The organism is Pseudofrankia sp. EUN1h (assembly GCF_001854645.1).
Lineage (GTDB): Bacteria > Actinomycetota > Actinomycetes > Frankiales > Frankiaceae > Pseudofrankia > Pseudofrankia saprophytica.
Window position 1 is genome coordinate 70,170 of sequence record NZ_MBLN01000076.1, and the last position, 18,172, is coordinate 88,341.

Consider the following 18,172-nt stretch of genomic DNA (forward strand, 5'->3'; position numbering starts at 1 on the left):
GCCATCTCGGTTCCGTGATTTCCCGGAACTCCGCCCGGACCCCGGCTAACCACCAGAGGAGGGAAAAGGGCACGCCGCCATCCGGCGCGGGCCGGCGGGCCGGCGCGTGGGGCCGGCCTTAGCGGCGGCGGCGGGTGACGCGGGGATCGAGGCGGCGCAGGAGGATACCGGTGACGATGATGCTCAGCACGGCGATGCCGGCCATGCCCGCGAGGTCGGTGAAGTAGACCGAGGAGCTGTGCCGCCAGATCGGGTCCGCGACGGTGCCGGGGTTGAGCTTGGGGTCGCCGATCATCTGGATGCGGATGATGTCGACGACCGAGCCGACCGCGGCGTAGCCCCACCGGGCGGGCGTGAGGTCGCTGAGCTGCTCGAGCCCGATCTTCCCCTTCACGGGCAGGAAGGCGCCGGTGAACACCAGCTGCGACATCGTCATCAGCACCAGCAGCGGCATCGTCTTGTCGGCGTTGTCGACCAGCGCCGAGACCACCAGGCCCATCATCGCCGACGTGACCGCCGCGACGGCGACCACCAGCATCATCTCCAGCAGCGGGAAGTCCGAGAACACGCCCGTGGACGGCGTGCGCCAGGCGACGCCCGCCACAGTGAACGCGATGCTCTGCGCCGTGATGACGACGGTCAGTACACAGACCTTGGAGCCGAGGTACGCGATGGTGGACAGGCCGATGGCGCGTTCTCGGCGGTAGATCTCGCGTTCCTTGACGATCTCGCGCACCGAGCTGGACGCGCCCATGAAGATCCCGCACAGGATGAGCACCAGCAGCACGAGCGGCGCGTTCCGGTTCGGCTCGCCCGGGTGCAGCATGACCAGCTTCCGCGGGAAGTCGATTATTCGCGGGATCAGGCCGAGTACGAACGGGTAGGCGATGAGCAGTCGCAGGTAGGACCGGTCGGAGACGATGACCCGCAGGTAGCGCCGGGACAGCGTGAGCATCTGTGACAGCACGGACTGCTGCCGGATGCCGGGCAGCGGCGGTGGCGCCGGCCGCGCGGTCGGCACCCGGGCCGCCTTGACGTGGTACTCGGACTCGCGGTACCGGCGCGCGAGCATGGCCGCGCCGCGGTCGGACCGCAGGACGCGGAAGGCCTGTGACCAACTGGCCGCGCCGAGGAACGGCAGGGCGTGTTGTGGTGGGCCGAAGTAGGCGACGTGTCCGCCTTTTGCGAGGACGAGGACGTAGTCGCAGAGTTCGAGTTGGGCGACGCTGTGGGTGACGACGACGACGGTTCGGCCGCCGTCGGCGAGGCGGCGCAGCGACTCCATCACCTCGTAGTCCAGGCCTGGGTCGAGGCCGGAGGTGGGTTCGTCGAGGTAGAGCAGGGTTGGTTGGGTGAGCAGTTCGAGGGCGACGCTGGTGCGTTTGCGCTGGCCGCCGGACAGCGTCGAGACCTGCCGGTCGACGAGGTCGACGGCGTGCCCCTTGGCCCGGCCGCCATTGCCGCCCGCGCCGTTTCCGTCGTCGGCGCCGTTTCCGTTTTCGTTGACGGCCAGCGGGCCGTCTGGCTGGCCGTCGGCGAACTCCGGGCCGAGGATCAGGTCGAGGCCGAGGTCGCCGCTGCCGGTGAGGCCGAGCTCGGTGAGAACCGCGTCGACGCGCGCCCTGCGCTCCTGCCTGGTGGTCTCGGCTGGGAACCGCAGCTCGGCGCCGTATTCGAGGGCCTGGCGGACGGTGAGGGCGGTGTGCAGGATGTCGTCCTGCGGGACGTAGCCGATCCGGCGGCGCAGCTCGTCGTACTCGTCGTAGAGGTCCCGGCCGGTGTAGCGGACGCTGCCGACGTCCGCCGGGCGGAAGCCGGTGAGCGCGTTCAACAGGGTCGACTTGCCGGCGCCGCTTGGACCGATGACGGCGAGCAGCGCGCGGCCGGGCAGCTGGAAGGTCACGTCGTGCAGCAGCCGGGTGCCGCCGATGTCGACCGAGAGGCCCTCGACCTCGAAGGTGACGTCGCCCGAGTCGAGGTACTCGACGAGCTGCGTCTCGGTGACGCGGAAGAGGTGATGCCCGATCCCGACCGTGTCACCGAGGGCGAGCACCCGGCGGTCGATCCGCTGGCCGTTGACGAACGTGCCGTTGGCCGAGCCGAGGTCGACGATCTGCAGGCCGCTGCGGCCGACGAACAGTTCGGCGTGCTCCCGGGAGGCCAGCAGGTCGCCGACGACGATGTCGTTGGTCAGCGCCCGCCCGATGCCCATCCGCCCCGCGCGCAGCGGATGGGCGCGCCCGTCGGCCCCCGGTGCCGTCGACGGGCGGCCCGGTGAGCCGTCCTGGGCGCCGGGCGGAAGCATCGGGCCGGTACCCGGCCAGCGGTCTCCCAGGTTCAGGGTCGGCATCTGGTAGTGCTCGTCCATCCCGAGCACCTCGGCGTCGCCGGCCGCCTCGTCGGGGGCGAATGCTCCCGCTGGCACCCCCGCCGGCGCCGCCGGCGCGAAGTGGGTTGCCTGGGCGGCGGTGGCGGCCTGGGGTGCCGGCGCGGCGGGTGGGGGAGCGGCGCCCGGGACCGGCGCGGACCACGCCTGACCACCAGGCGCCTGCGGCCGTGCCTCGGCGGCCGGCCGGACGGGCGCCGGCGCGCCTGGGGCGGGCTGCTGCTGGTCCGGCAGCCGCCGGCCGGGCGCCGGCGCGCTCGGTGTGGCCTGGGCTGGTGTGGCCTGGGTTGGCGCGGGCTGGGCCGGCGCGGCCGGGCGGGCGGGCGTCGGCTGGCGGTCGGCCGGCTGGCTGGGTGCGACGGAGCTGGGTGCGACGGAGCCGGGACCGCTGGCGCTGGCCGGCGCCGTTCCGGTCGCCCCGTCGTGCACGAGCGTGATCCGCGGGCCGTCCGCCGCGCCGAGGTTGAACTCGGCCGTCCGCGGCAGCTGGACCCGGCTGGGCATCCGGCGGCCCTCGGACCAGGACCCGTTGGTGCTGATGTCCACCGCGGCCCAGCCGCCTTCCGACGGCTCGAGCATCAGGTGTCGCCGCGACACCCGGCCGTCGCGAACCGTCAGGTCGGACTCGTTGGAGCGACCGATCACGAACGGCCGGTCCGGGGGCACATTGACGACGCTCGTGCCGTAGTGAACTTTCAGCGCAGCAGCCACGCCCCGCCTTTCCCGCCGCGTCAGGAGGGTTATCGGTTACGAAGGCTATTCGGAGAGGGAGAGTCGCGGACAGGGCTGGACGAAATGAGCTGCGAGTTGTCGGATATGTGACGGTGTCTGACGGTGTTACCACCGCCGTGCCGTCACCCGTGGACCGGCCGGCGACGCCGTCCCGCGGACGCCGCCCCGGCCGGCGGCGACGCCACACCCCTCCGATGGCTCCGCGCGGTTGAGGGTGGAACCGAAACCGGCGTCAGCGCTCCCATGACGGGACGGCGTACCTCGGCTTGAAACCGAACTTCGCGGCGCGGTTCAGGAAGTCGGGCGAGTACGACAGGCTCGTGACCGCCAGACGGTCGATGTGGCGCTGGACCGTGCGGTCGTGCACGTCGGCGTACATGTCGACGACCAGCTTGGCCACCCCGAGGACCTCGGCCGGGATCGTCGTCAGCTCCCGGCAGAACGCGTAGACGTCCTCCATGAACGTCTCGGCCGGGAAGACGTCGTGCACCAGGCCGATCTGCTTGGCCTGCTCGGCGCCGACCCTCTTGCCGGCCATCGCCATCCACTTCCCCCACCCCGGGCCGACCAGCCTGGTCAGCCGGCTGGTGCCGCCACTGCCGGCGATGGTCCCGATGTGCACCTCGGGGACGCCGAACTCGGCCTGCGGCGTGCAGAACCGGAAGTCGCAGGACACCGCCATCTCCACGCCGGCGCCGAGGCAGATCCCGTTCGCGGCGATGATGATGGGCTTCTCGATCGCCTCGAACTCGTCGTAGAGCAGGTGATGACTGCGATAGTCGCGCCGGAGGTTCCAGCCCGGGTGCAGATGCTGGGTCTCCGGATTCCCCGGCCGGTTACCGACCGGCTGGGACAGGTCCATGCCGGCGGTGAAGTACGGGCCGACCCCGGTGATCACCAGGCAGCGCAGGTCGTCGCGGTCCGCGAGCATGTCCCCGGCCCGCCACAGCAGCTCGGTGACCTGGCTGCTGATCGCGTTGCGCTTGCGCTGCCGGTCGATGGTCAGGGTGAGAATGCCGTCCTGCTCCGTCAGCCGGGCGTCCTCCTCCTCGCCGGGCGTGGGCTGGTCCTGGGTCTGGCTGTCCTGGCTGCTCACGGTTCTCCCTGGCGGCACTCGGTGATGACGGACTGGACGCCCCTTGGGGTGGTGGCGCGCCGACCGGCATCGCATCAAGTATTCGGTATACAAACTAGCCTGACGTCGGACCGGCCGCGACCGCCGACCGACGGGCCGCGGGTGGGCTCGCCAGGGTCGTGAGGGTGTCCGCGGCCAGGCGCCATGCCCGCGAAGCACCCGTCCGGGCTGCCCAGCCCGACCAGCCCGACCCTCGTCACGGCCGCATCCTCTCGGTCCCTGGAGCCGTTCGCCCGACTCCGCGCCCGTCGACTCGCCGCGTCCCGCCGCCCGGCGGTCAGTCGTCGCTGAGGGTCCGGCGGACCGTCTCGAGCAGGACGCCTTCGGTGAACGGCTTCTTCAGGAGGACGACGTCCGCGTCGAGTCGTCCGCGCGCGGCCAGCACCGGATGGGCGTAGCCGGACATGTAGGCGACGCGGACCGTCGGCAGCAGCGCGCGGATGAGGCCGGCGAGCTCGCCGCCGTGCATACCCGGCATGATCACATCGGTGATCAGCAGATCGATGTCGTCCCGCGCCTCGTGCCGGCCGCCGACCAGAGCGATCGCCTCGGCGGCGCCGGAGGCGGTCAGCACCTGGTACCCGTTGCGAGCCAGGATGCGCTGCGTCATCTCGCGGATCGCGCCCTCGTCCTCGACGAGCAGGATCGTCTCGCCACCACCCGCCCGGTCGTCCGTGCTCTCCGGCCCCGTCGCGGGGCTCTCGGGCACCGTCACGACGCTTTCGGGCACCGCCGCGACGCTTTCGGGCACCGCCGCGACGCTTTCGGGCACCGCCGCGAGCGGGCCGGTCTCGGCCGCCTCGGCGTCCACCTCGGGTAGCAGGCAGGTGACGGTCGTCCCGGCGCCCGCCTCGGAGACGATCTCGGTGTGGCCGCCGAACTGGCTGATGACGCCGTAGACGGTCGCGAGTCCGAGGCCGGAGCCCTCACCTTTCACCTTGGTGGTGAAGAACGGCTCGAAGACCAGGTCGAGAAGATCTTCCGGGATGCCGACGCCGTCGTCGCTGACCCGCAGCCGGGCGTGCGAGCCCGGCCGCAGACCGACCCGGGCGGCCACGGTGTCCTCGTCGAGGTCCACCTGCGCCGTGTCGATGGTCAACATCCCGCCGTCGGGCATCGCCTCGCGCGCGTTCGCCACCAGGTTGACGAGCACCTGCTCCAGCTGGTCGCGGTCGGCGAACACCGATCCCGCGTCGGGGTGCAGCGAGATCGTCAGCCGCACCCCCTCGCCGGCGACGTCGCGCAGCGCCTGCTCAAGGTCGGCGACAACGCGGTTGAGGCTCACCACCCGCGGCTTTATGGCCTCGCGGCGGCCGAACGCGAGCAACTGACGGGTGAGGACGGTAGCGCGCTCGGCCGCGCGCTGGATCTGCTCGACGTCGTTCAGGACGGCCTTCCAGCGGCCGTCGCTGGACTCGGCGGCCGCCGCGGTGATCTCCTCGGTGACGAACGATGCGTAGTTCGTGACAACAGCGAGGAGGTTGTTGAAGTCGTGCGCTATTCCGCCGGCGAGCTTGCCGAGGCTTTCCAACCGCCGTGCCTCGTGCCGCCGTGCCTCGAGCGACCGCGCCTCTATCCGGCGCCGCTCCGCGTCGGCCGATAACCATTCGCGCTCGGCCTGCGCGGCGACCGGGTCCTGCGCCTGAGTCATGCGCTTTCDCTGGGCCACGCTACGCATTTCTCCCACCGTCGGTTGTGCCGCCCCCGGCCTCCTGGCTGGGAACCAGGGGGCCGCGACAACGAGGGCCGCGAAATATCCACCGAACCCGCGCGAATCCGGCGCGGATCGGCCCGATCATAGTTGGGCGCTTCGGTGGGCATCGAGGTGCCCACCGCCAGTGACGTCGGCCGCGCCGCCCGTCCGGCTCCGGCGCCGCCCGGATGCCGCCTTGGGATGGTTCGTCGCCGTTTCGGCATTCCCCTGGACCACCCGCGCGGCCGATGATGGACCTGCCGAGACGTCGATCGACAGGTGCGCCGTGTCCGAGCCCAACTGGCCTCACTCTGAGTCACACCCGCAGCCACCGGAGCAGCCGGACTGGCCGCGGCCATCTCCGCCGCCCGCCGCGGAGGACGAGTTCGACGACGACGTCACTGTCGTGCTGCCACCGCCGGCCGCGCCGCCGGCCGCGCCGCCACCGTCGACGACCCAGCCGCCGCCAACGCCGTGGCCGCCGCCGGCCGCCCCGGCGACACCGTGGCCAGGGTCAGCCATCCCGGCAACGCCATGGCCGGGACCGGCAACACCGGCAACACCGGCAACACCGGCAGCCCCGGCAACGCCATGGCCGGGGCCGCCGGCCGCTTCGGCGCCGCCGGCCGCCCCGGCGACACCGTGGCCGGCCTCGCCGCCACCCGCGATGGCGCAGCCCCCCGCGCCGCCTCCCCCGCTCCAGCCGTGGGCCCAGGCACCGGCGCACCCGGGGACGGGCCCTGTGCCGCTGGCAGGCGCCGCGCCGCCGATGACGCCCGCGCCGCCCGCCGGCCCACCGGTGCCGATCGCCGGGCCGCCGCCGACGACGCCGGCATGGGGCACCCCGCCAGCACAGGGATTCGGCCCAGCACAGGGATTCGGGCCAGCACAGGCATTCGGGCCAGCACAGGGACCCGCGCCGACGCCGGCCCCGGAACGCGGCCGGGGAATCCAGGCGCTGCCCGCCCTCGACCAGATCATCGTCGGCGTGTCCTGCGTGCTGATCCTCGCCGCGGTCCTCCTGACGGCGCTCGCGCCGGTCTACCCCAGCCGCGGCCAGACGGCCAAGGACTTCGCCACCCGGTTCCCGCCTCCGGCCGGCGGGACCGGCGCGCCCGCGCCCCCGGCGACGACGCCCCCGGGGGCCACGCCGTCGGCTCCCGGAACGCCGACGCCGAGCGCCCCGGCGTCGGCTGGCCCGAACCAGCTTCCGGCAGCCATGCGCGGCACCTGGTCCGGCTCGGTGAGGCAGCAGGGCACCAACACCGTTCAGTACAACGTCACCATCACGCTGACGGGCGGGGCGGTCGGCAGCGTCGTCGGCACGTCGAGCTACCCGACGGTTCCCTGTTCCGGTGACCTGCTGCTCTCCGCTACCGGGACGACGGTGCAGGTGTCCGAGCACATCACCATCGGCCAGAGCGACTGCTTCGACACGACGTTGTTCCTGGCGCTCGACGGGAGCGGCAACCTGACCTACCACTTCGACGACGTCGGCTACGGCACCGGCGACGCGACCCTCACCCGGCAGGGCTGACGCGGCGCCGCCGCGGACGACGCGGCGGCGCCCGCGGGCGCCCGGCCGGGTGGATGCGCGGGTGCGGGGCGCCGTCAGCCAACCAGGATGACGGCGCCCTTCACCAGGCAGACCGCACTCACGGCAGCGAAGCCGAGAACCCAGAGGAACGCCGGTAGGTGGGTCAGCTCGGCGAGGCGGTCGGCGTCCGAGCCGCGTGCTCCGTGCCAGCGTGCCTGGCGAAGGATGACCACCGACTTCACGCCCGACAGCAGCAGCGACCAGGTGAGGAAGTAGGCGRCCCACACCTCGGCCCAGCCCGGCCCCCACCGGCCGAGCAGGTAGAGCATCCCCCCGGTCGCCAGGACGACGAAGACCCCGAACCGGTTCTCCACGACCAGAAGCAGCGTGCCCAGCGCCAGCACCGTGAGGATCAGCACCGCGGTCACGTTGCCCGTGTCCAGCAGGTTCGCGGCGGCGAGACCCGCCAGCGGCGGGCTGGTGTAGCCCGCGGCGGCTATCGCGATCCGGCTGGTTCGTCCTTTCCTGCTGAAGGTGTACGAGGAGGTCGAGCCCCCGCCGTCCCGGTCGATGAGAATGCTCTCCACCCGCCAGCCGGTCAGGTACGCCGCGAGCGCGTGGCCGCCCTCGTGCAGGGCCGTGTCGACGTGGACCATCCACCGGTCGAAGGCCACCGCCCACAGGGCGAGCAGCCCGGTAACCACAACCATTGCGCCAGCCCCCCCGACCGCGCGGCCGCCGAGCCTTTCCGACCCGCCTCGGGCCGGCCTGTACCGCCGCGCCGAAAACGCCCGCGCACCCGCTGGGAAGACCCGGTGGTCTCTCGACCCGGCCGATGGGGCGGGCATTCAGCGACGGCGGTGGGAAAGGCCCATTCGTCACCTCATGGTGCGCCGAGAACGCGTGTCCGTGAAATGGTTTCCGGAAGCGTCAGAGGTCGCGGGTCATCCAGATGGACGTCTCGTCCTGGAAACCGTGGCGACGGTAGAACCGGCGGGCCCGCTCGTTGGGCCCCTCGGTCTCCAGGAAGACGCGCAGGACGCCGGCGGCCCGGCAGGCGTCGAGCAGCTCGGGCAGCGCGACGGAGCCGAGCCCGCGGCCGCGGTCGCGGACGAAGATCTCGTCGAGCACCGCCTCACGCCCACCCGACTCCAGGCTGTAGCCCCAGCACAGGACGGCATAGCCCACCGGCAGGGCGTCGTCTACCGCGCCGCCCGCCGCGTCGTTTCCCGGCACGCCGGGCGCGTCGATGAGCCAGACCTGGCCGTGCTCGTCGTCGCGTAGGAGCGGTCCGAGCGCGCGCGCCACCCGGGCGTCGTCGTGGTCATGACCGTCGACCTCGTTGAACTCGCGGATGAGGACGAGCAGGGTGTCGAGGTCCGCGGGACGCCCGCGGCGGATGACCGGCACCTGGGCATCTTCGCGCTTCGCCCGGCTCTGGCGGATCGAGGTCCGCCGGCTAGCGCCGCCGGGCGGCGCGCGGCGCGGCGCGGCGCAGGATGCGGGGGTCCAGGCGCCGCAGCAGCAGGGCGGTGACGGCCGTGTAGGCGACGCCGAGCGCGACGGTGCCGCCGAGGGCGACCAGGAACGTCGTGGGCGTGTGGAGCCACAGCGGGTCGACGACGGACTCGGGATTGAGCCGTGGGTCGTTCAGCCTCTCGACGTCGACGAGGCCCGTCGCCGACGCGAGCCCGGCGAAGCCCCAGCGGGCCGGGAAGACGTAGCTGACCTGCTCCAGCCCGATCCGGCCGGTGACGCGCATCAGCACGCCGGTGAAGATGATCTGCGCCATCGACACCAGCACCAGCAGCGGCATCGTCTTGTCGGCCTCGTCGACGAGCGCCGAGATCAACAGGCCGAGCATCGTCGACGCGAGCGCGGTCGCGGTCACCACCACGAGCAGTTCCAGCAGCGGGTAGCCGGACACCACGCCGGCCGCCGGCGTGCGGCCGGCCAGGCCGATCGCCGTCACGACGGCGCTCTGCAGGGCGGTGACGAGTGTCAGCACGCAGATCTTGGAACCGAGGTAGGCGGTGATCGACAGGCCGATCCCGCGTTCTCGGCGGTAGATCTCGCGTTCCTTGACGATCTCGCGGACCGCGTTGGCCGCGCCCATGAAGCAGATACACAGGACGAGGACCAGCAGCACCGGCGCGACCTGCCGGTTGGGCTGACCGTCCGGCCTGGCCGTGAGCCCGAACGGCGCGTCCATCACCCGCGGGATCAGGCCGAGTACGAACGGGTAGGCGATGACGAGTCGCAGGTAGGACCGGTCGGAGACGATGACCCGCAGGTAGCGCCGGGACAGCGTGCCCAGTTGGCAGAACACCGACTGCTGCCGGATGCTCGGCAGCGCGACGGGCCGTGGCCGCGCGGCCGGCACGACCGCCGTGCCCTGGATGAAATGGTTGGACGCCCGGTAGCGGCGGGCGACATCCGCCGCGCCCTCGGTTGTCTGCAGCGCGCGGAAGGCGTCCGCCCAGTCGGCCTCGCCGAGGAACGGCAGGGCGTGTTGTGGTGGGCCGAAGTAGGCGACGTGTCCGCCTTTTGCGAGGACGAGGACGTAGTCGCAGAGTTCGAGTTGGGCGACGCTGTGGGTGACGACGACGACGGTTCGGCCGCCGTCGGCGAGGCGGCGCAGCGATTCCATCACCTCCTTGTCCAGGCCTGGGTCGAGGCCGGAGGTGGGTTCGTCGAGGTAGAGCAGGGTTGGTTGGGTGAGCAGTTCGAGGGCGACGCTGGTGCGTTTGCGCTGGCCGCCGGACAACGTCGAGACCTGCCGGTCGGCGAGCCCGCCGGTCAGGCCGAGCTCGGCCAGCACGGCGTCGACCCGGGCGCCGCGTTCCTGTTTCGTGGTCTCGGCGGGGAAGCGCAGCTGGGCGCCGTACTCGAGGGCCTGGCGTACCGTCAGCGAGGTGTGCAGGATGTCGTCCTGCGGCACGTAGCCGATCCGGCGGCGCAGCTCGTCGTACTCGGCGTACAGGTCGCGGCCGCCGTAGCGCACCGCGCCGAGGTCCGCCGGGCGGAACCCCGTGAGCGCGCCGAGCAGCGTCGACTTCCCGGCGCCGCTGGGCCCGATGACGGCGAGCAGTGAGTGGCCCGGCAGGCGGAACGAGACGTCGTGCAGGAGCCGGGTGTCACCGGCGTCGACGCACAGGCCGTCGACCTGGAAGGTCACGTCGCCGGTGTCGAGGTACTCGACGAGCTCACCGTCGCCGGCACGCAGGATGTGGTGGCCGATGGCGACGACGTCGCCGGTGGCGAGCAGCCTGCGCTCGACCCGCTGGCCGTTGACGAACGTGCCGTTCGCCGAGCCGAGGTCGACGACCTCGACGCCGCTGCGCCCGACAAACACCTCCGCGTGCTGCCGGGAGGCCAGCAGGTCGCCGACGACGATGTCGTTGTCCAGCGCGCGCCCGATCGACGTCATGCCCCGGGTGAGTCGGTGGACGCGCCCCTCGCCCGGCCTGACGGTCGCGGGCCCACCTCGGCCGACGGGCGGCAGCAGCGGGCCGGGCAGCCGGTCGAGGTCGTCGCGCTGCATGGTCCGCAGCTCGTGGTGGCCGTCCGCGGCGGGATCGTCGGGGTCGTCTGGCTCGTCGAAGTCCGCCTCGGCGGCGGCCTTGGCGTCCGCCTCGATCTGCGCCTCGATGACGTCCCCTCCGAGGCTGTCCTCGGCGTCGGCGAGGTCGCGCCCCGCGTCGGCGCCCTGGTCCGCGCCGCGGCCGGCGTCCCGGCCGGGCCCCGCGACGACGGAAGCGGGCGAGGCGGGTCTCCTCGCCGCCATGGCTGGCGGGATCGACGTGATGGGCACCCGCTCGGTGGGCGGCGTGGGGACGGTGGCGCCTCCCGGCCCGGCGGTCAGGCCGCCGACGCCGACGCGTGGCGGGGGCTGCGCCCGCGACCCGGTCCGTGGCGCGGTCCGTGGCGCGGACCGCGGGCCGGAGCGCGGCTGCGTCGCGGGCGCGGRACGCGGGGCGGGCGGCGCCTCGGGGACCTGGGGGAGCGGCAGGTCGGGCGGCTCCACCGTGAGGTACGCCGCGGGTGTGCCCGTCCTCGCCCGCGGTGGCTCCGGGTCGGGGACCGGAGCCGGGAGCAGCGTGACCTCGGGCCCGTCCGCCGTGCCGAGCCGCAGGCGGACCTGTCCCGTCAGCTCGACCCTGCGGACCCGCCTCCCGTCGTGCCAGGTGCCGTTGCTGCTGAGGTCGACGACGGCCCAGCCGTCGTGCGCCGGCTCGATCAGCAGGTGGCGCCGCGACACGCGGCCGTCGGACAGGACCAGGTCCGACGCCGCGGAGCGGCCCACCACGAACGGCCGGCCGGGAGGCACCACCACCACGTTCGGTCCGCTACGGATGCTGAGCGTGGTTGCCATCGCGCCCCAATCGAGAAACGCCCCCGGCGGCAGCACCGATGGGTTCGTCCGGTCGACGAGACGGTAGAGGCGCAACCTTCCTCGGAGTTTCCGCGCAGGTGTCGCTCACGGGACAGCGGCTCTGCCCAGGCCTGGCCGAGAATCAGCCGTCGAAGGTGATGACTCCCCGCAGGTTGCGGCCGGCGCGCAGGTCGGCGTAGCCGTCATTGATGGCATCCAGCGTGTAACGGCTGGTGATGAGTTCGTCGAGTTTGAGCCGTCCCTGCTGGTAGAGGGCGAGCATCGCCGGGATGTCCTTCGACGGGCTGGAGGAGCCGAACAACGAGCCCTGGATGCGCTTCTGGTAGAGCACGATGTGCCGGATCGAGACCGGCAGCCCGAGATCCTCATCGGCGCGGCCCATGCCGACCAGCACGCAGGTTCCGGCCTTGCGGATCGCGTCCAGGCCCTCGGCGATGTGCTCCGGCTTGGTCACGCCCACGCAGAGGATCGACGAGTCGGCACCCTGCCCGTTCGTGAAGCCACGGGCGAGGTCGGTCGCCTCGGTCATGGTGGCGACCGCGTGCGTCGCCCCGAGGGCGAGCGCCGCCGTCCGCTTCATCTCGACCGGGTCGACGGCGATGACGACCGAGGCTCCCGCGTGCGCCGCGCCCTGCACCGCGTTGATGCCGATGCCGCCGACACCCATCACGACGACGACGTCACCGGGCTTCACCTCGGCGGACCGGACGGCCGCACCCCACCCGGTGCTCACCCCGCAGCTGGTGAGGCACGCGGCCTCCAGCGAAATGTCATCCGGGCAGTGCACGGCCGACTGCACCGAGACCGTGGTGAGCTCGCTGAACGTCGAGACGCCGGCGGCCTGGCCCACGGGACGGTCGCCCGCCCGCATCCGGCGGCTGCCGTCGGCGCGTATCCCGGACAGGACGCGGGAGCCGTTGTCGCAGAGGTTCTGCAGCCCGGACGCACACCACCGGCACAGCCCGCACATCGGCAGGAAGGACAGGACGACGCGGTCACCGACCTGCCACCCCGGCGTGTGCGGGCCGACCGCCTCGACGACCCCGGCGCCCTCGTGGCCGCCCGCCATCGGCAGCGACCCGGCGGCCACCGGCAGGTCGCCGGTCCCGATGTGGTCGTCCGAATGGCACAGGCCCGCCGCCGCCATCCGGATCAGCAGCTCGTCCTGCCGGGGCGGTTCGAGCTCCACCTCGGTGATCTCCCACTTGCCCGGCTGCTCGAACAGCACGGCCGCTCTCGTCCGCACGGTGCTTGCCTCTCTTTCCGCCGGTTGGCTGACTCTCTTCGCCGGTTGGCTGGTCGAGCTCGGACGCGGCGGCTCAGTAGTCGTCGGTCGGTTCGAAGAGCCCCTCGAACTCGAGCTTCCCGTCCCGGACCCGGCCGTAGTGCAGCCAGTCGCCCTTGAACAGCTGGTGGTCGAACGGGCCGCCGGCGATGTGGGTGTTCGGGCCGCCGGTGACCGCCGGCATGAACCGGATCCGCTCGATGCCCTGCTTCACGCCCGGGCCGGTGAGGACGGTCGCGCGGTGCAGCCCCTCGACGATCGTCGCGGCGATGTCGTAGGCGAGGCCCGGGATGGCGTTCGGCCACATCCACGGATCCTCGCCGTAGCGGGCGACGAACCGCTGGTGGAACAGGTGCATCCGCGGGTTCTCCGGACACCACTGGTCGATGCCGACCCAGCCGTCGAGCTGCTCGAAGCCCCAGATGTACTGCATGAACGCCGTGGTCATGATCCGCGGCGGGTCCCAGTCGACCTTCTCCAGCGCGGCCCGCACCGCCCCGGAGACGACGAGGCCGCCGTAGCCCAGCCAGGCCAGGGCGTCCGCGTTGGCCGCGCGCAGCACGTCGAACTTCGCCGCCAGCTCGTCGACGGTCGTGGTGTTGGTGATGTGCTCGACCGCGGCGATCGAGATCTTCAGCCGCCGGCATTCCTGCAGGAAGAAACGGAAGTACTCCTCGGAGATGGGCGACCACGGGGCGACGACGGCGACCCGCTTGTGACCCTGGCGCTTGAGCCAGTTGACCATCAGCCCCGGGTCGATGCCGACGTCGCCGTTGCCCAGCCGGAAGCAGTACTCGCCATGGAACATGTCGGTCCCGCACATGCTGACCAGCGGCACCTGGGCGGTGTTCGCGTGGTCCGCGAGCGCTATCGCCGAGTCGGTGTAGTTGGCGCCGCCGATGGCCAGGCAGCCGGCGTCGACGAGCCGGTGGAACGCGTCGACACCGCCCTTCGCCGTTCCCTGGGGCAGGCCGGCGTCCTGTTCGAACAGGAACTCGTAGCGGCGGTCGAGCACGCCCCGCTCGATGCCCTCGTCGAACGCCATCCGGATCTCGCGCTCGAAGCGCGCCCATTCCATGCCCAGCCAGCCGATCTTCATGGGCTCGAGGCGTAGCCAGCGGTCCTCGATCGACGGGGCCGCCGAAGTCGTGGTGGTCATCGCTACTCCTTGTCGTTGAGGACGGTGGTGAGGGCGTCGTGGTCGGCGGCCGCGGCCCCGAGGCGCGCCAGCAGAGTGCTGGTGATCGCCGAGTCGACCTTGAGCGTGATGCCCCAGAGGAACAACCCGTGGACGAAGCCCCGGCGCACGCCGAGCCAGGCCTCGTCCAGGGACGGCGCGTCGACGCCGCCGGCGCGCAGCTGGTCCAGGTAATGCCGGACCAGGTCCTCCTCGGTGCGGCGGCGATCGTCGACCGTCAGCGCGGACGCGAGGTGATAGCCGACGTCGAGGTACCACGGCCCGCGCTGCACCAGCTGCCAGTCGAGGAACGACGGGCGACCGTCCGCGTCCAGGTACACGTTGCCGACGTGCGGGTCCCCGTGGATCAGCGACCAGGGCGACGCGGCGGCCGCGTCGAGGGCCAGCCGCCGGTAGGCGGCGACGAGCCGGTCGGCGTCGCGGATCTCGACCGGGACGCCCGCGCCGATCGGGCCGTCGTAGTTCATCCGGATCTCGTCGGCCCCGCGCTGCACGAGGTAGCTGGACAGCCGGGGAGCGACCCAGCGCGCGTCGGCGAGCGCCGGGTCGCACCAGGTCGCGGTGTGCAGCGCGGCGAGCTGGGTCAGGCTTTCGGCCGTCTGGTCCGGGGTGTACGCGGACAGCGCGTCGAGGAAGGTGGCGCCCTCGGCGACGACATCCTCGGTGATGACGACGCCGTAGTGGGTCGACGGGTCGAAGTCGGCGTACACGGCGTGCAGCGTGCGCAGGCCGGCGGCGGCGGCCACGTCCCGATAGAAACAGGCCTCCGGTTCGCCCGCCTGCCGGAAGGCGCGGCCGGCCTCGGTGAAGTAGCCCTTGCCGCAGAGATCGGCCGACAACCCCGCCGGAGCGGTGCCGTCCGCGCACGTGATCCGGAAGCGGGCGTTCGTGGCGACGCGGCTGATGACCGGCCCGGGCGTGACCGCCGTGACCTCGATGCCGGGGAACCGGTGGCCGAGCGCCGCGGTCAGCCAGTCAGGCGACAGCATCCGCTCGAGGGTGTCGGGCACCGGCGGCACGGTGGCGGTGGATGCGGTGGCGGTGGCGGTGGACATGGTGCCGGCCGGCGCGGCGCCGGTGGCGTGATCCCCGGCGGGGGTCATCGCGCGGCTCCGGTGCCGGTGGATGACGGCGCGGCGCCGGCCGCGGGCCGCGGGCCGCCCGCGCGCAGCTGCGGCGCGATGTCGGTCAGGACCTGCAGGAGCATGTCGTGCTCTCCCTCTCGGGTGGCGGGCATCAGGGCGAGATGTCGCGCGCCCGCCTCGATGTAGTCAGCCAGGCGCCGCGCGACCTGCGCCGGAGTGCCCGTGACGGCGACCCGGTCGATCATCGCGGCGAAGTCCTGGCGGTAGGTGCCGCCGAGGAACTCGGCGGCCCGGCGACGGGCGCGGGATACGTCGTCGTCGATGACGAACGGGACGTAGGCCGCCCAGATGAACTCGTCCAGCGACCGGCCGGCCGCGTCCGCCTCGKCCCGTACGGTGGCGACCGAGCGGGCGTAGCGCTCAGGAGAGAACAAGTACGGCATCCAACCGTCGCCGAGTAGCGCGGCGCGCCGCATCGCGGCGGGCTGCCGCCCCGCGACGATGACCGGTGGCCCACCGGGCTGGCAGGGCGCCGGTTGCACTCTTACCCCCGCCATGGGGAACAACGGCCCCGGCCACGTGACTGGCTGCGCGCTCCACAGTTCGCGCACGAGGCCGATCGCTTCGTCGGTGCGACCGCCCCGGCCGGCCAGCGGGACCTGACAGGCCTCGAACTCGACGGGATATTCGCCTCCCACCCCGATGCCGAGGGCGATCCRGCCGTCGGTGGCCACGTCGAGGTCGGCCAGTTGCTTCGCGACGATCGCCGGCTGGTAGAGCGGCAGTAGCAGCACGGCTGATCCGATGACTGCCCGCCGAGCCTGGGCGGACAGTCTTGCCAGCCACACCATCGCCTCGGCGCTGCCGTTCGGCGAGGCCACATGCCCGCCGACCCACAGCGCGTCGGCGCCCGCGTCCTCCAACTCGGCGACCCTGTCTCCCGTGCGCGGGGCGAGGCAGCCGATGGTCACCTGGTCTGCCGCGAGGATGGACCGTGCCGACCGCGCGGACTGTGTCGCTGGCTGTGCTGATTGTGTCACTGGCTGTGCGGACTGTGCTGGTTGCGCCGACCGCGTTGCCGGGTGCGCGTGTGTCACCGGGCGCCCTCCGTTCGTTCCCGATCCGGGCCGGTCGGTGGCCGTGGCCGCTGCGGCCCGGGCGGACCGTAGGGCCGGCGGTCGACGCGCCGCCCGGATCGGGAACGGTCGCATCAGTTGTTCGGGAAGAGCGGCGTGCAGGCGAGCTTCACGGTCTGCTCGTACTTGCCACCGGTCAGCTGGACCACGGAGGCGCACGGCACTGATGTGCTGTGGTTGACCGGCCACTGGGTCTCGCCGACCGCACCCGGGACGTGGTAGCTGTAGCTGCCGCCGTTCAGCGTCTTGAGCAGGTTCGCGAKGGTGAGGTCCTTCCCGGTCTTCTTGAGCGCGTCGATGAAGAAGTCCGCCGTCCAGTAGCCGGCCATGGCGGTCAGGCCGATCGCCTGGTCGGGGGCGTACTTGGCGAAGTCCGCCTTGAGCTGGTCGTCGGCGGCCGAGCCGCTCTCAGCGGGTGCCCACTGGACCAGCGTGTAGGTCCCGTCGAGGTCCTTGAGACCGGTCAGCCGCGGGTCGTAGCCGAGCGGTGTCAGGATCTTGCCCTGGTAGCCCGCCGCCCGCAGCGCGTCGATGAGCTTGAGCGCCGGGGCAAAGTCCACGATCGTCACGATCAGGTCCGGCGGGGCGCCCTTGTCGGCGCGCATCAGGTCGTTGACGAGCGCCGTCGGGTCGGTGAGCCCGGAGGCCGGCACCGGGTTCTTGGAGTAGGGGACGGAGAACCCGGCCACCTTGACGCCCTTCGCCGCGAGGTTGATGCCGTTCTTCGCGGAGTCGATGTCGACGCCGATGAACGCCACGCTCTTGCCCGCGCTGCCGCCGAGAATGCCGCTCGCGGCCATCGCCCACGTGGTCGTGAGTGCTGGCGAGTCCGCCTCGGCCACCAGGCAGCCGGTCACCCCGAAGCCGATGGCGCTGTCGCAGTAAGGCGCGGCGACACCCCAGCCGAAGTACGGCGTCCCGCTCTTGCAGAACGAGTCGAGGAAGTTGCCGGTGCGGACGACGGCGGGCACGGCCGCGAAGACGCCGTCGGCGACGAGGGACTCGGCCTGGGTCAACGTCCGGGCGGCGTCGGAGCCGTCGTCACGTGCGCCGATAAAGTTGATCTTGCGTCCGTTGACGCCGCCCGCGTCGTTCTCGCGACTGAACCGGACCTTTGCGCCGACGTCCATCCCGGTGTTGATCGGCCCGCTCGTGCTGGACTGGCTGATCAGGCCGCCAACCTTGATCTCGGTGTCGGTCACGCCGCGGGCCGGTTCGCCGCCCGGGGTGGCGCAGTCGAGCTTGGCCGGGTCGACCTTGACGCCGTTGTTGGTCCAGCCCGAGTCCGGCCCCGGCTTGAACGCGTCGGGACCGAGCGCCTGCGTCGACGCCGTGGGCTTCGCGCCGCCGTCGCTGCCGCCGTCATCGCCGCCGCCGCACGCGGCGGCGGTGAATAAAAGGCCCGCGATGGCAGCCGTGGAAGCGAGTCTTCGGGTGTTTCGCACGTTGAACCTCCGTTGTGTCGCAGGCCCGGGCGGACGAGACCGCGTGTGCTGGCTGAGGATTTCCAGCCGAGCGGATCGATCCGGCCGGGGCCGCGCGATTCCTGTCATGGTGACGGGCGGAATTAATGGAGCGGAACTACTGGA

Annotated in this window: 12 protein-coding genes; 1 reads left to right on the plus strand and 11 read right to left on the minus strand. The window is 72.3% G+C overall.

The window, feature by feature from the left end:
• Positions 1-118: 118 nt before the first annotated feature.
• From BCD49_RS30325 to BCD49_RS30335, 3 genes are all read right to left on the minus strand, one after another.
• Positions 119-3,097, minus strand: coding sequence for an ATP-binding cassette domain-containing protein (locus tag BCD49_RS30325; RefSeq protein WP_007515803.1), 2,979 nt, complete (start codon positions 3,095-3,097; stop codon positions 119-121).
• Positions 3,098-3,350: 253 nt separating this feature from the next.
• A complete protein-coding gene (locus tag BCD49_RS30330; RefSeq protein WP_007515804.1) occupies positions 3,351-4,214 on the minus strand; it encodes an enoyl-CoA hydratase/isomerase family protein in 864 nt (287 codons plus the stop codon).
• Positions 4,215-4,530: 316 nt separating this feature from the next.
• Complete coding sequence (locus BCD49_RS30335) at positions 4,531-5,904, minus strand: ATP-binding protein (RefSeq protein ID WP_051466432.1); 1,374 nt, start codon at positions 5,902-5,904, stop codon at positions 4,531-4,533.
• Between the two features lie 784 nt (positions 5,905-6,688).
• Here BCD49_RS30335 and BCD49_RS30345 point away from each other — a divergent pair.
• Positions 6,689-7,483, plus strand: a complete 795-nt coding sequence (locus BCD49_RS30345; RefSeq protein ID WP_007508525.1) for a hypothetical protein — start codon at positions 6,689-6,691, stop codon at positions 7,481-7,483.
• Between the two features lie 74 nt (positions 7,484-7,557).
• Here the strand turns inward: BCD49_RS30345 and BCD49_RS30350 are convergent, their stop codons facing one another.
• From BCD49_RS30350 to BCD49_RS30385, 8 genes are all read right to left on the minus strand, one after another.
• Positions 7,558-8,193: a M50 family metallopeptidase gene (locus BCD49_RS30350; RefSeq protein ID WP_071042184.1), complete on the minus strand. Its 636-nt coding sequence runs from the start codon at positions 8,191-8,193 to the stop codon at positions 7,558-7,560.
• Positions 8,194-8,413: 220 nt separating this feature from the next.
• Positions 8,414-8,893, minus strand: coding sequence for a GNAT family N-acetyltransferase (locus BCD49_RS30355; protein ID WP_007508520.1), 480 nt, complete (start codon positions 8,891-8,893; stop codon positions 8,414-8,416).
• 49 nt (positions 8,894-8,942) lie between these two features.
• Positions 8,943-11,858 carry an FHA domain-containing protein gene (locus BCD49_RS30360; RefSeq protein WP_071042193.1) on the minus strand — a complete coding sequence of 972 codons (2,916 nt, stop codon included), beginning with the start codon at positions 11,856-11,858 and terminating at the stop codon, positions 8,943-8,945.
• A gap of 142 nt (positions 11,859-12,000) precedes the next feature.
• Positions 12,001-13,125: an NDMA-dependent alcohol dehydrogenase gene (locus tag BCD49_RS30365; protein WP_007508516.1), complete on the minus strand. Its 1,125-nt coding sequence runs from the start codon at positions 13,123-13,125 to the stop codon at positions 12,001-12,003.
• 73 nt (positions 13,126-13,198) lie between these two features.
• Positions 13,199-14,323 carry an ABC transporter substrate-binding protein gene (locus tag BCD49_RS30370; protein WP_007508514.1) on the minus strand — a complete coding sequence of 375 codons (1,125 nt, stop codon included), beginning with the start codon at positions 14,321-14,323 and terminating at the stop codon, positions 13,199-13,201.
• Positions 14,324-14,325: 2 nt separating this feature from the next.
• Positions 14,326-15,417 carry a phosphotransferase family protein gene (locus BCD49_RS30375; RefSeq protein ID WP_035930444.1) on the minus strand — a complete coding sequence of 364 codons (1,092 nt, stop codon included), beginning with the start codon at positions 15,415-15,417 and terminating at the stop codon, positions 14,326-14,328.
• Between the two features lie 44 nt (positions 15,418-15,461).
• On the minus strand, positions 15,462-16,418 hold the full coding sequence (locus BCD49_RS30380; RefSeq protein ID WP_241832426.1) for an LLM class flavin-dependent oxidoreductase: 957 nt from the start codon (positions 16,416-16,418) through the stop codon (positions 15,462-15,464).
• Between the two features lie 239 nt (positions 16,419-16,657).
• Positions 16,658-18,028, minus strand: a complete 1,371-nt coding sequence (locus tag BCD49_RS30385; protein ID WP_071042185.1) for an ABC transporter substrate-binding protein — start codon at positions 18,026-18,028, stop codon at positions 16,658-16,660.
• Between the last annotated feature and the right edge of the window lie 144 nt (positions 18,029-18,172).

What these genes read in the sequence shown, in the direction of transcription:
- BCD49_RS30370 (WP_007508514.1), bottom strand. Translation starts at nt 14,323, where the DNA reads ATGACCACCACGACTTCGGCGGCCCCGTCGATCGAGGACCGCTGGCTA.
- BCD49_RS30375 (WP_035930444.1), bottom strand. Translation starts at nt 15,417, where the DNA reads ATGTCCACCGCCACCGCCACCGCATCCACCGCCACCGTGCCGCCGGTG.
- BCD49_RS30335 (WP_051466432.1), bottom strand. Translation starts at nt 5,904, where the DNA reads ATGACTCAGGCGCAGGACCCGGTCGCCGCGCAGGCCGAGCGCGAATGG.